Genomic DNA, 12,991 nt, shown 5'->3' on the forward strand with positions numbered 1-12,991 from the left:
GACAAACAAAGTCCACCTGCGTGGACTCACTTGTAAAACTAATGCTGCAGTGTGCGATCGTCACACTTACTTTGAATAACCCTAACTTCAGTTAGAGAACATTTGCTAATCTACAAAGTCTGCTGGTAGATCAGACGGTGCTTCATCTGCGGCAATCGGGCGGCTACCATCGATATTTAACCGACCTTTTACTTCAAAGTTATCTGCTGCAATGGGTCGCTCTCCATCCATATACACGGTATTCTGCACTTTAAGATGACTCGGATCGATGGGACGTTTGCCGTCAATATTGAGCGTTGCCTGTTCGCTAAATTCATTTGCAGCGATAGGACGTTCCCCATCTTCTTGGTAGGTATCTGTGACAACGAACTGATTTGCTGTGACAGGACGTTCTCCGTCATCAATGATTTTGCCTTGAATTTCCAAGTCACTTGAGTCAACAGGACGACTATGTGAGTCGCCTGCTTTGTGGGTTTTATCTTTTGCCATTTGTATCAATTAGTCCTTTTTAACGTACTTGCCTAAGCATTTTGAATCGACGAAAGCTTGTAAGTTTGTCTGTGAGTCAACGCATATTGCCTTTTAGCTATTTTTATGCTTTGTTGGAGTCATCAGCTTGTAATACATTCCTGACTCTGGCGTTGGCGGAAAAGGTTCTCCTTTAGTTGCAGTGACTTCTTGTCCTTTGTTGCCACCACGAGGTCCTGTCAGTTCGTATAAGCCGCTTTCTGGCACTATTTCTCCTGGTTTATACAATATGCTACTAGAATTTGAATTGTCTGTTGCGGCTACAGACGTTTTGTACTGAAGACGAAATTGGCGTTCAATCGAAAAGCCAGGAAGAAAGCCTCCATGATAGCGAACTTCTTCAAGCCTACCGAACGAACCTTTAATTTGCGTAACAGGAGAAAGTAGTTGTTTATTTTTCTGACTCCATGAGACTAAACAACTATCAATCTTCTCTTGAAACTCTAATGCTAAAATCGTGGCATCATCAGCACTGATGTGGCTGTCTACAATAATAGTAAACTTCAGAGAAATTAATGATGCAGTTTGTAATTCTGGCGATCGCGCCTCAGAATTAACATCAGTAGAGGATTCTTCAGGATGAAAAACAAACTGCGAACGAAAGTGAGCAAACTCTTCTGTTGCTAGCTGGTGATGTAGATACGGTAGTAATCCTTGTTCAGAATCTGACAATATTTGACGAACAGTTGAGGTAGTGGGCATAACTTCTTGTAAACGATTTAGATGCTGCAACTTCAACCTCAACAATTTCATAAAGCGTACCCGCAATGCTACCCCTAGATTGAAGAAAATTTACTATCTACAGACAGGGAAGCGCTTTTGTTAAACCTACGGTTCAGAGTTTGTGTAATGTCCTCATCATAACGCTGCCCTAAATAGCATTAGCTGACAACTATAAAGCTGCCAGCTAAAACCACTATCAAAGCTATGAGTGCTGAATATTAAGTTGTCAGGAACACAGTCAAACTAAAACTCAAAATTCAATGCTCAGAGCTTAGTTTATGCTGTAGCAACAGCCTCATCTTTAGAGACAATAACTGGTTCTTCCAACAGTTGAGTGTATAATTTACTGAGTTGAGCAGCTACACCATCCCAGCTAAACATATCTTCTACTCGCTTTCTTGCTGCACAACCAAGCTGATCGCGCCACTCTGAATCACTTAAAATGCGGTCAATTGCGGTTGCAAAAGCATCATTATCTTTTGGTGGTGCGAGTAGTCCAGTTTTTTCTGATACTACTGTATACTGTAATCCACCAACATCGCTTGCTACAACAGGTGTGTAACTTGCCATTGCTTCAATTGCTACTAATCCAAACGGTTCGTAGTGACTAGGAACAACACAAACATCTGCTGCTGCGTAATAGGTTGGTAGGTCGTCATCACCCAAACGCCCTGGGAATACAGTAAAGTCTTGCATTCCTAGTTCATTGACAATTCCTTCAATACGTTCGCGTTCTTTTCCGTCACTTTGTCCAGGACGGCTACCGCCACCGATGATCAGCTTGAGATCGGCATTTCCTCGTAGTTTTGACTGGGCAACAGCACGTACTAACGTTTCGATGCCTTTACGGAAATCAAATCGTCCTACATAGAGAATTACTTTGGTATCAGGGTTAATTCCTAGTTGTTGTCTTGCTTGGTGCTGTTGAACTTTGCCAAAGCGGTCAATATCGGTACCACAAGGAATAATATCGATGTTGCCTTTAGTAGAGACGAGCGATCGCATGTGTTCTTGCTCTTGTGGACTTGTGGCAACGATGCGTTGTGCAGTCTCTAAAACCTCTTTTTCCACTGCTAAGCGAGTTTTGGCAATCATAGGAATTGTCGAAACTGACTTGTATTTAACTGCCCCTAGCGAGTGGTAAGTATGGACTTGCTTACAGCCCTGGACTTTCTTTAACTCCATACCTACTGCAGCAGACAGCCAATAATTTGTATGAACAATTTCATACTCAATTCCCGATTCTTGTTGAAACTCCAACATCTGCTCTACAAATTCGGGTATGTGCTTAAACAAGTTGTCTCGGGGTACAAATTCTTCTGGACCTGCAGTGATGCGAATCGTACGGCAATTAGCACTGTGTTGGACAATCTTCTGTTGACTCGCACTTGCTTTACGGGTAAACATATCAACCTGCCATCCCAACTCAGCGAGTGCCTCTCCCACTTGCCGCACATAGACGTTTTGTCCTCCGGCTTCTTCCTTACCGATTTCAACCGCTGGATCTCCGTGGACTGAAATCAAGGCTATATGCTTTTGGCTTACAGAGTTCATGGTGTAGTTGTTACAACAATTTAGTTAGGTTTAAATTGGTTTTGAGGTGGTCGTGACCTATCCTTTAAAAACCAAAAAGGAATGTTCATCATTCTCAAGTTTAATTTACGCGGTCACACATTTCTTCACATCCCCTATGGGAAATACTGTAATCCGCTCAAAGTTAAACTTGTGAGTCACTATTATTGCTTATTTTATGAAACTTTCAATTGCGCTTCTATCGTTAGTAAGAACTTTTGTATTTAATTTGGGCTAAATTTGCTCTAAGAAAGGTATCTTTGTATTCAACATTGCTCAACTTAAGTTGAGGAAAATACGGAGTTGATTAGAATTATTTCTAGCTGCTACTAATAGATGAATTTGGATGTAAGTCTTTGTATTATCTACTTATGACTATGAACTATACATTGTAATCTCAATACTTACTGACATCTGATCGTATCTAGTATCTTGTTTTAAATCGCACATTACGTCTAAAGATAGAAAAACAAGCTATTAGTTTAATTAATGAATAAAATAAGTTTTGCTTAAGTTAATTTTGTTCTAAATTCTTCTTCTAACTCAATTGTTACACTTACTTTTGTCTATTGTATGAAATCTGTATGAAATCGCACAATAGTTATTCAGTTTCAATGTTAAGCAAGGTACTAAAGCGATTGTTGATTTAGCATTTCTATGGCATCAACATAAATAGTCAAGTATGAACACTCAATTGAAAAAGCTTAAGAGCCAGCGCTAGTAATGTGGTAAATAATTGTTCTCACGCGTAAAGCACTGGCTGCGTCTAGTTTCATATTGCAAATGCATAAGGAAAAGGATCACTAAGCTTAAGCCTAGTAAGTTTGGATCTTGCTGCAATCCTTATTACCTCAGCACAACTTACCCATTACTTGTTTGTGCAGATAGCATTTGCTTTAACTTTTCCAATTCAGAAGCCCAGCGAGGATCTGGTTGGATGGTATCTGGGTTGTTGGAAGATTGGGTGCTGTTGTTACTACGACGTGACTTTTTGTTGTTCCGACGGGCTGAACCTTTTTCTTGATTACTGCCACTTGAATTATTGGTAGCAGCATTACTTGGACTAGATTGTTCCTCGTCTTCTTGTCCCTTAGAACGAGGTAGTGCTTTTTCAATTTTGAGAGGAGTGTCTTTGAACATGTAACCATTGAATTTCTCAATGATTTGATCAGCCTGTTCGTCACTATTAACTGTTACAAAGCCAAAGCCGCGACATTTACCAGTTTTCCGATCTTTTATTACTTTTGTAGTAACTGAATCCCCAGCTTCTGCAAAAACTGCTTGCAGTTCCTGGCGTTCTAACTCTTCTTTCGGCAAATTGCCAATATATAGACGAACTGACATGGAAGATACCTCCGGACTTGGGTGCGAATAGAATTGGTAACAAAACTGTTTACATTACATGAGGAAGGCTGGATAATGACTGGATTTGACGTGCGTTGCAACAAACCAATTTTTCACTTTGATATTTGCCAACCTCTAAAATATAGTTCTTTGCCTGATCCAAGGCTATAGCTTCTTGTAACTCATCTGCTGATTAACTGGTTAAGTATATATTCCACCAGCTGCCAGCTGTTTTGCTACGGGTAACGCCTTTGGTTTGCTGGAACGTTGACACCATTCTTTACAGTATCATGGCATTCGTCTTGTCAGCACTTAAAAATCAACATTTCCGTCTTTAGCAATATTTTTGACTCGGTATCAGTAGCTTTATCCATCTAAGGCGAGGCTCTTCTTGTTTAGAGCGAGAAATAAAAACCAGCCTTTGGCTGGTTGAGCTTGCTGTGTTGGAACAAGGAAAGAATAACCTTATACTGCTTTGACCAGGCAATTAATTACTTATACGCAATACGTTACCTAAGACAAGTTTTGGTTTTATGTAAAATAATTTAACACAAGCTAATCGAACTCTGCAATTTTTCTTCATATTATTTTGTACCACCCTGTAAGATAATATATGCTCCCCAGATAGCGGCGGCGCAAGCTAAAATTGTAGACCAAACTGGATGATAACTACGACCACTACGAGTTTGATGCCAAGTATCAAGATCTAACCACAATGTAGCTCCGCGACGACACCACCCAGTCACGACAATATATTGACCAACAAGCGGTGAATGGTTATTGAGCAATGTGTCAACAAGTTTCGGTAATGGTTGATGCAGTTGGATTAATCCAATATCCGATTCTAAAATCAAAACTGGCACTAACCAGTTACTGATACCGCGGCGTCCTAGGAGTTTACCTTGCAGACGTAGCGGTTGGCTATTTAGGGGGAGCATATTAGGGTTAGATAAGAAATTGAGGAGTTCAAACTTTGAGTTGGAAAAGTTGCTGTCAGGGAAAAAAGAATTGATGCGAATAAACGTACCAATACTAAAGCCTATTGGTAAGAAACCTAAAATTAAAAACCAGTCACCAAACATCCATGCTAACTGCGGTATTCTTAACCAAACTCCAATTGCACCAATTAACCAAGTCAGACATCCAAGAATTAAGCCTAGGATAATGCAAAAAAAAGGAGCACCTTGTCGTAAAAAAGGCACAAAGGTTGACCTATCTACGCTTGTTCTCAGGAACGCTAATTCAGGCTTCAAAGACCAATTTTGAGCAATGTCAGCAAGACGTTGCAAGCGATCGCCTACAAGCGGATGTGTCTGGTTAAGACTAAACCAGTATCGATAAGGATGACAACAGTCCCAAGTTAGTACAGACTCAAAGTCAGTCGATGTTTTGCATGGACTAAGAGTCATAGCTTGATGGTGATTGATAGGAACAAGCAACTGCCAACTTTCCAATAGCCAACTTAGACATTCTTGTTTTTGAATGTCTGTTGCGACACCTTGAGTAATTTTAAGTAAAGCACGAGTTAAACCATTTGGATTACCTGTTATTTCAGTTGAAGAGCGATCGCTGTAGTAAATTCGTACCTGAGATAGCCAAACTGCAGGAATGCAAAGAAGATACCAAACCACGTAGGCAAAATTAGCGATAACACCAGCAAGAAATCGCAGATAAAAGTAAGGAATTTTATGACTCCATTGCGATATTTGGTAATAAGCAGTGTAAGGTAACTGCGTTGCAGCCATAATTAAGGACATGATGGCAAAATCTTTGTGAGCAATATGTCCTAGTTGCGTTGCATAAATCGTGGCAATTTCATTCGCTGTTAAGTGTTCTAGAAGCCCTTGAGTAACTACAATACGGGCATTTCTAGGTAAGTTGCCATAGGTGAGTGCTAGCGGTACTGAAATTGGTAATAATCTCAGCTGTGGTACTTTCCAATTTTGCCGTTGAGAGTAGCGTTCTAGCAATTGGCGGGCTTCTGGGCTATGAGATGTTAGTGTATCGAGTGATAAGGGTTGTAAACCATAAAATACTTGTAGCAATCCATCAAGTAACCAGGGAGAGACGCTAAGCAATATAAAAAGTGTGACGAGAACAAACTGTGTCGGATCGCGGTAAAAAAGTTGGATTGGTTCTAGGTAGGGTAAGTTAACTAATAAATCGTTAGTGACCCCCATGAATACTTGTAGCAGTTCGCGGATTAGCCAAAAGAACGCGATCGCTGTTCCTGCTTGTAGTAACCACAGCGGGAGCAAATTTATCTGAGGCAGTCGTTGTAGTTTTTTTAATCGTTGGGTATAGTGTCCGGTTGAAAGTGTCGCTGGTGTGGCAGAATTCTGCTTTAGTGAACTAGTGCGATCAGATTGATTTACTTGGGTTAGTTTAAGTTGTTGAGAAGGGCGGTTTAATTCTTGAAGATGACGCAATGCCCATGTTTGAATTTGAGGATCGGGATGATGGCTTAAAGTTTGGCAAAGTGCGATCGCACGTTCATCTCTAATATTTTTATAAGCAATGACTAAACCCATCTGGACTTTCACAAGCGTTGTAGGGTCATTGTAGTTTTGGATCGCCGCTTCAAGTTGCGCGATCGCCTTGTGATAATCTCCTTGATTTAAAGCTGTTAATCCAGCTACTACAGATGAATGAGGAGCAGCCATGATTTTATTGTGTCAAATTGATGAAATTTTTATTTTATGAATTTCTCTTGTAACAGTGCCTTTGTAACGTTAGCAACAGTTGATCTAGAAAAGTTAGTGCTTTTCTACAGTAATCTACTAAATATAAAACCACAGCATTACACTCTAAATCGTTATGCCGAGTTTCAGTTACCAGGTTTGCGATTAGGTATTTTTAAACCAAAGCAAATGCACCAACCTGAGTTTGAGAACTCAAGTAGCGCAATGAGTTTGTGCTTAGAAGTCAGTGACCTAGAAAATGCCATTGCGCACCTTACTCATCTAGGCTACCCACCACTAGGCGAAACATTAACAGCTTCTCACGGAAAAGAAATATATGCCTACGATCCACAAGGCAATCGTCTAATTCTACATCAGTCTAGTTGACGTCAATCATTGGCTATTAACTCTACTAAGGCATCGCCATGCATCATTACCAATTAAAATATTGAATTACATCCGCTAAACCGTAGATACTAATAATCAGCATCAGGACTGCAGTTACTTGAGTTGCACGGATATAAGGTGAAGGGGCGATCGCTTCGCGGATCAAAATTGAGATTGACGATCCAATGACAAAACTGAGGCTTAATACTAAATAAGGCCAGAATGGTACAAGACTCCAAACTGTTAAGAGGATTAATGCTATCCACAGCATAATAAGCTCAACAAAGCGGGGTGGATTGTACTGGCTAGATAAGATTAAAGTATTCAGCCAAAAGCGCCAAATTGCCATATTGTGCCTACCAACAAGAGATAATTAGCGACGTCCACTCATCTGGGCGGTACCGTTTGACTGTGCACTCTCGGTAACATCTTCAATACCGAATACGCGGTTGAAAGCTTTTTCGACTTTGTATCCAGAGTCAATTGCTTCCAAGGGGTCTTTCCGCAAGCGATGACGCAAGCATAACGTAATGACGCGACGAATATCATCGACAGTGACTTCGGTACGTCCTTCAAAGGCTGCTAAAGCTTTTGCAGCACGATTTGTGACAATATCGCCACGTAAGCCATCAACATCAAGTTCGGAGCAGACTTCTGAGATGTTTACTCTCAAGTCGTAATCAAGATTCACTGAAGGTAGTAGTGCTTGAGCTTGAATTAATTTTTGTTGCAATTCTTGCTGCTGGGGTAGATATTTTTCTAAAAACTGCTGCGGATTTTGATCGAATTCAGCTCGTTGTTCAACGATTTGAACGCGTAATGCGGGTTCTTTTACAGTGTGAATTTCTGCGTGCATCCCAAAGCGATCGAGGAGTTGCGGACGCAGTTCGCCCTCTTCGGGGTTTCCGGAACCCACCAAAACAAAGCGTGCAGGATGACGAATCGAAATACCTTCACGTTCTACAGTGTTCCAACCCCCTGCTGCTGAGTCGAGAAGAACATCTACTAAGTGGTCGTCGAGTAAATTGACTTCATCAACATAGAGAATGCCTCGATTTGCTTTAGCAAGAAGTCCTGGTTCAAACGCTTTAATTCCTTCAGATAAGGCTTTTTCAATATCGATAGTGCCACAAACTCGATCTTCAGTTGCGCCCAAGGGCAAGTCAACCATAGGAACTTTTTTGTGCGTGACAGGAATTTCTGCTTGCTGTTCGATTTGCTGCCTGACAGCATCGCTCATTAGTTCAGGATCTTGAGGATCGCTATTAAAAGGGTCATCAGCAACAACTTCAATTTCTGGAAGTAAATCAGCTAATGCCCGAATTGTTGTTGATTTACCAGTACCGCGATCGCCCATAATCATGACACCACCAATTTTGGGGTCAATCACGTTCAACAACAAGGCAAGTTTCATTTCTTCCTGACCGACAATGGCAGTGAAGGGAAAAACGCGACGGACAGCTTGGGCAGTTGAACTCACAGAAAATTACCTGAAATGGGGACACCGTTTTTCATTGTGCCACACTCTGAGGGGTTAGGGGTGAGGAGTGAGGGGTGAGAGGGAAAAAGAGATCGACTCCATATTTTCAAGCGATCGCAAAAAGCTGTCGTAGTGCTTTTTGGACTGCTAATTTATCTGTTTGAGCTAATATGCCTATTTGTTTGATAACTATAGAGTCGTCTAGGGTAAACAACTTCATCCGTACCACCGAAGCGGCTTTAAGTCCGGCACTTGCCAAGTTAGCGATCGCAACATCAAGTATCCACGGAGAATGACTGGCAGTAGTAATCATTGCCATCACGCTTCTATTGGAAGGAGTATTGAAAACGTCATCACTTAACACAAGTGCTGGGCGTCTTTTTGTCGCGGAAATATCAGTAAAGGGAAACGGTACGACAACAACATCGAACTGGCTATAGGTCACGATAAGCTTCCTCGTCTGCGACCGATTCCCACTCGCCTAAAGTTTCTGCTACAGCATTCAGATAATTCCAATCAAGCGATGGCGCTTTTTTTAATACCACTTGCCCTGACTCAATTTCAAACGCTACACAATCACCTTGCGCAATTTTCAGTACTTTTCTGACATCTTGAGGAATCGTTGCTTGGTATTTCTTTGTCACTCTAGACACGAGTAATTTGCGTCTAGCCATAAAATAAATCTGCTCTCGATTCGAGACAATAACTTTTATAGTAATACGGTATTACTTAGGTTGACTAAGGCAACCAAAAGTCTGGGAGTAAGTTCTGAGTTAGGTAATGTAGAGTATTGTTGAGCGATCGCCCAAGCTGAATGTGTGGTTCATCAGATTCAACAGGAATAATTGCAGCTGGAGTACCGCGTCCAAAGCGTGAAATAACCAAGTTAGCTGCTTCCAACCCTGTAACATAAGCTTTTTCCTGCGACCAAGAACCGTGACGGTTGACAATCCAGTCACCGCTCATAAACACATTTTTGATACTTGTCGTTGCTGGCAGCATGTATTGATAACTACCAGGTGCGAAATGCGTCACAGCCCTTGGTAAACGAATCACGTTGCTATCGATGACTTTGGCGGTACGAAAAGCAGGAATACACTTTGCTAAGTCACGCTGTACTAATGACATAATTTCTGCATCACTCAAGGGAAGAAATTGATTAGCGTGGTAAAAATCAGCTTCAATGACTGTACCTGGGGTATTGCGGTATTCATCATGTAGTGCGTTTAAATCGAAAAATGTCCAGCCTGTTGTCGCATTAAACCCAAAACACGCATTTGATGGGCGGGGAATCTCAATTTTGCGGTCAAACCACAACCTAGTGGCTAAGACATCGATAGCACCTAAATTCATGACATCACGGAATTCTTGATAGCTTTGCAGGGAGAGGCTACTACTAATAATCTTTTGCATCCCACTGATTCCCACCGCAAAGATAACTGCATCAGCGGTAAAAACTCGTTCTCCACAAACAACACCTGTTGCTTGACCGTTATCATCAAGAATTAAATCACTTACCCGTTGATTTGCTAATAACTTACCACCAGCTTGCTCGATGCGCTTGACCCAAGGCTGAAAAATCATTTCGCCTACAGTTCCGCGACACCAAACGACATCAAAATTTGGTTGATGCGCCAAGATAAAGTAATACAGCATTCCTAAAGTTGCAGCAGCAGAACATTGTTCGCCAGGGGCAAATAAACCAACTAAAAGCATCGGTTCAAAGGAATCGCGATATAAACGTGCTGAAACACCAAAATCTTTAAATAACTCTCTGGCGGTGACAGAATCGTAGCGTCGCCATGCAGCGTCAGAGTTATCGAAGTCAATTACAGCGTAAAGTAGCGGTAAAGCACTCAGGCGATCAATCAGAGGTAAACGCTGAAACTGAGTGTAGAGAAATGTTCCAAGTGGTGCAGGAAGTCGCGGTAGATCTTGAAAAATAGGCGATACGACTTCTAATCCTGCTGGGGAATATTGCGAGGAACGAGTAAACGGCGTAAAAGGGGTAATACCTAACTCGCGTACGAGGGAAAAGGTGTTGCAGTAGGGATACCAAAAACCATGAATTCCGGCTTCTACTGAACGTCCTGCGGCTTGCCAACCTGCGACTAGCCCACCAGGATAGGGACTTGCTTCCAAAAGCGTCACATCGTAGCCTTGCTTTGCTAAATGATAAGTCGCCCCTAACCCAGCCCAACCAGCACCGACAACAATAATTTTGGGGGAAGGTTGTGATGTTGATTGCATAGCGTACCTTGATAATTCCTAAGTCTAGAATGACACTATTTGTTTGTCAGCAATTAGCACTTAGTAATTAGCGATTAGTTAATTCAGTGTCTCAGCAGCCATTGAGGCTACAAAATAATTATTATGCTTAAATTGGAAAGCTGGGATAAAAAGTGAATTTGGTGATGTAACCGTGATGAATGAATCAGCAGCAACCGATTTTACTGCCGCAGATGTTGTCAATGAGAATTGTACGGCGCAAGATCTAGAGGGATTGAATGCTTGCGTTCAAAGTTTAGGGTTGCCACAGATCCAACGTCATATATTTATTTGTGCTGACCAGACTCTCGCGCAATGTTGCTCCAAAGAAGCTAGTCTGGAATCTTGGGAGTATCTCAAAAAGCGCTTGAAACAGCTAAAACTTGACAAACCAACTGCGACACGTCCGAGTTGTGTCTTTCGCACTAAAGCAAATTGTCTACGAGTGTGCTGCCAAGGACCGATTTTAGTTGTCTATCCTGATGGTGTGTGGTATCGACAAGCAACCCCAGAAGTGATTGAACGCATTCTCCAGGAGCATATTATTTGTAATCGAGTTGTTGAGGAATACGCTTTTTTGACACATCCTCTACCTGAACCCGCCGCAATGGTAAAGGAGACTGCGGATGTTGAATAGCGATCGCTACCGACATTAGTCAACCTCAATCAAAAATAAGATAATTTCTAACTGCATACCAACAATTCCTAAGAATGCAGATATAATATCGCGTTAGATATACTTCAAAATTTTCGTACCATTGTTAATATCTCAGTGCTTCTATCTCAATTACGGCTTGCAAACCCTCTCAAAAAACATAATGTTAATATACTTTAACCACAAAATAATATTATTAACAACATGCCAACAAGCAGAAAATATTGTAGAAAAGATTATTGATAAATACCTTTAGCTCAATTGTAGTGAGTAGCATATACCATGAAAGAAACTACTGCCAAAGACAACAAGCGACTACTCCTGATTGACGATGACCCGAACTTGATTTTGCTCGTCAAGGATTATTTAGAATTCCGTGGTTATGAAGTTATTACCGCAGAAAATGGACGCGAAGCCCTGCAGATTTTAGAGCAGGAAATTCCAGATATGATTATTTGCGACGTGATGATGCCAGAAATGGACGGCTACACGTTTGTCAATAATGTACGCCAAGATGAGAGAATCAGCTGGATTCCAGTTTTGTTCCTTTCAGCTAAAGGTCAAAGTCAAGATCGAGTTAAGGGTCTGAACACAGGTGCTGATGTTTATATGGTCAAGCCATTTGAGCCAGAAGAACTCGTAGCACAGGTAGAAGCATCTTTAAAACAGGCGTATCGCCGTACTCAGCAGACAAATAACGGTAGTGAGGTTGCACCTAAAATTCAAGTTCCTTTTGATGTTCATCTGACTCAAACTGAACTGAAGGTTGTGCAGTTTGTTGCTAGAGGTTTAGCAAACCGTGACATTGCTGAAGAACTTAATGTTAGTCAACGAACTGTAGAAAGTCACGTCTCAAATATGCTTGGTAAAACGGGATTGCATAACCGTACAGAATTAGCGCGGTGGGCAATTGAAAACCAAATGGCGTGATCAACTTCAACTATTGAGCGATTATCTAGTTATCTAGTTATGCTCTACTACCTAAGTAGGTTTATATTTCTGAAAGTAAATTAACATAAAATTCAGATTCAGATACAGTTTTCAACTACTTGATTTCTAATATCTGAGTCTGTTGAATTATGCGAATTCACTTAGTAGGATAACGCTGGTAACTGTTTATTACCACCCGTCTTCTTCTGAAGGTAGCTGTTTCCAAATTTCTAAATCTAATTCGTTGAGATAGATCAGGGCATTTTGAATTTGTTGGCTGGTTCCTCTTAGTTCTAAGAGGAGGTCTGAAAAGTAAAAAAGCTCTCGTTACAATAACCTGTCAATAGCAAAAAATGACAGAGAACGAGAGTCATGGGTCAATCATATCGTACCGATCTCACAGATGAACAATGGGAATTACTG

Annotated in this window: 13 protein-coding genes; 3 read left to right on the top strand and 10 right to left on the bottom strand. The window is 41.2% G+C overall.

From position 1 onward, the window contains the following. Positions 1-105: 105 nt before the first annotated feature. From IQ230_RS06265 to IQ230_RS06285, 5 genes are all read right to left on the bottom strand, one after another. Entirely contained in the window at positions 106-489 is a 384-nt protein-coding gene (locus IQ230_RS06265; protein ID WP_193931190.1) for a hypothetical protein, read from the bottom strand. A 93-nt stretch (positions 490-582) separates the two neighbouring features. Then, positions 583-1,281, bottom strand: coding sequence for a YjzC family protein (locus IQ230_RS26420; protein ID WP_228054632.1), 699 nt, complete (start codon positions 1,279-1,281; stop codon positions 583-585). A gap of 246 nt (positions 1,282-1,527) precedes the next feature. Further along, a complete protein-coding gene (locus IQ230_RS06275; protein WP_193931191.1) occupies positions 1,528-2,805 on the bottom strand; it encodes a glycosyltransferase family 4 protein in 1,278 nt (425 codons plus the stop codon). A gap of 879 nt (positions 2,806-3,684) precedes the next feature. Then, positions 3,685-4,167, bottom strand: a complete 483-nt coding sequence (locus IQ230_RS06280; RefSeq protein WP_099701911.1) for an RNA recognition motif domain-containing protein — start codon at positions 4,165-4,167, stop codon at positions 3,685-3,687. 584 nt (positions 4,168-4,751) lie between these two features. After that, entirely contained in the window at positions 4,752-6,830 is a 2,079-nt protein-coding gene (locus tag IQ230_RS06285; protein ID WP_193931192.1) for a M48 family metalloprotease, read from the bottom strand. A 36-nt stretch (positions 6,831-6,866) separates the two neighbouring features. Here IQ230_RS06285 and IQ230_RS06290 point away from each other — a divergent pair, with 36 nt between their 5' ends. Continuing rightward, positions 6,867-7,235, top strand: a complete 369-nt coding sequence (locus IQ230_RS06290; RefSeq protein WP_193931193.1) for a VOC family protein — start codon at positions 6,867-6,869, stop codon at positions 7,233-7,235. A 46-nt stretch (positions 7,236-7,281) separates the two neighbouring features. Here IQ230_RS06290 and IQ230_RS06295 read toward each other — a convergent pair whose 3' ends face one another. The 5 genes from IQ230_RS06295 to IQ230_RS06315 form a co-directional block, all read right to left on the bottom strand. Beyond that, a complete protein-coding gene (locus IQ230_RS06295) occupies positions 7,282-7,584 on the bottom strand; it encodes a hypothetical protein (protein WP_193931194.1) in 303 nt (100 codons plus the stop codon). Positions 7,585-7,608: 24 nt separating this feature from the next. Next, positions 7,609-8,715, bottom strand: coding sequence for a magnesium chelatase ATPase subunit I (gene bchI, locus IQ230_RS06300; RefSeq protein ID WP_193931195.1), 1,107 nt, complete (start codon positions 8,713-8,715; stop codon positions 7,609-7,611). A gap of 106 nt (positions 8,716-8,821) precedes the next feature. Next, positions 8,822-9,160, bottom strand: a complete 339-nt coding sequence (locus tag IQ230_RS06305) for a type II toxin-antitoxin system PemK/MazF family toxin (RefSeq protein WP_193931196.1) — start codon at positions 9,158-9,160, stop codon at positions 8,822-8,824. Next, positions 9,150-9,389 (bottom strand): AbrB/MazE/SpoVT family DNA-binding domain-containing protein, encoded by a 240-nt coding sequence (locus IQ230_RS06310; protein ID WP_193931197.1) that lies wholly within the window; start codon positions 9,387-9,389, stop codon positions 9,150-9,152. The genes IQ230_RS06305 and IQ230_RS06310 overlap by 11 nt, the downstream gene beginning before the upstream one ends. A gap of 64 nt (positions 9,390-9,453) precedes the next feature. After that, the gene (locus tag IQ230_RS06315) at positions 9,454-10,965 is read right to left on the bottom strand and encodes a hydroxysqualene dehydroxylase (protein ID WP_193931198.1); all 1,512 of its coding nucleotides are present in this window, start codon (positions 10,963-10,965) and stop codon (positions 9,454-9,456) included. 175 nt (positions 10,966-11,140) lie between these two features. On the opposite strand from IQ230_RS06315, the gene IQ230_RS06320 reads away from it, so the two are divergent. Together IQ230_RS06320 and IQ230_RS06325 are read left to right on the top strand one after the other, a co-directional pair. Beyond that, positions 11,141-11,620 (top strand): (2Fe-2S) ferredoxin domain-containing protein, encoded by a 480-nt coding sequence (locus IQ230_RS06320; RefSeq protein WP_193931199.1) that lies wholly within the window; start codon positions 11,141-11,143, stop codon positions 11,618-11,620. A gap of 300 nt (positions 11,621-11,920) precedes the next feature. Continuing rightward, positions 11,921-12,568, top strand: a complete 648-nt coding sequence (locus IQ230_RS06325) for a response regulator transcription factor (protein ID WP_099701919.1) — start codon at positions 11,921-11,923, stop codon at positions 12,566-12,568. Positions 12,569-12,991: the final 423 nt, after the last annotated feature.

Source organism: Gloeocapsopsis crepidinum LEGE 06123 (genome assembly GCF_015207655.1).
Lineage (GTDB): Bacteria > Cyanobacteriota > Cyanobacteriia > Cyanobacteriales > Chroococcidiopsidaceae > Gloeocapsopsis > Gloeocapsopsis crepidinum.

Coding starts and splice junctions, on each gene's coding strand:
- IQ230_RS26420 (WP_228054632.1), bottom strand. CDS start 1,281: ATGAAATTGTTGAGGTTGAAGTTGCAGCATCTAAATCGTTTACAAGAA.
- IQ230_RS06275 (WP_193931191.1), bottom strand. CDS start 2,805: ATGAACTCTGTAAGCCAAAAGCATATAGCCTTGATTTCAGTCCACGGA.
- IQ230_RS06310 (WP_193931197.1), bottom strand. CDS start 9,389: ATGGCTAGACGCAAATTACTCGTGTCTAGAGTGACAAAGAAATACCAA.
- IQ230_RS06325 (WP_099701919.1), top strand. CDS start 11,921: ATGAAAGAAACTACTGCCAAAGACAACAAGCGACTACTCCTGATTGAC.
- IQ230_RS06315 (WP_193931198.1), bottom strand. CDS start 10,965: ATGCAATCAACATCACAACCTTCCCCCAAAATTATTGTTGTCGGTGCT.
- IQ230_RS06285 (WP_193931192.1), bottom strand. CDS start 6,830: ATGGCTGCTCCTCATTCATCTGTAGTAGCTGGATTAACAGCTTTAAAT.
- IQ230_RS06290 (WP_193931193.1), top strand. CDS start 6,867: ATGAATTTCTCTTGTAACAGTGCCTTTGTAACGTTAGCAACAGTTGAT.
- IQ230_RS06265 (WP_193931190.1), bottom strand. CDS start 489: ATGGCAAAAGATAAAACCCACAAAGCAGGCGACTCACATAGTCGTCCT.
- IQ230_RS06295 (WP_193931194.1), bottom strand. CDS start 7,584: ATGGCAATTTGGCGCTTTTGGCTGAATACTTTAATCTTATCTAGCCAG.
- IQ230_RS06280 (WP_099701911.1), bottom strand. CDS start 4,167: ATGTCAGTTCGTCTATATATTGGCAATTTGCCGAAAGAAGAGTTAGAA.
- IQ230_RS06320 (WP_193931199.1), top strand. CDS start 11,141: ATGAATGAATCAGCAGCAACCGATTTTACTGCCGCAGATGTTGTCAAT.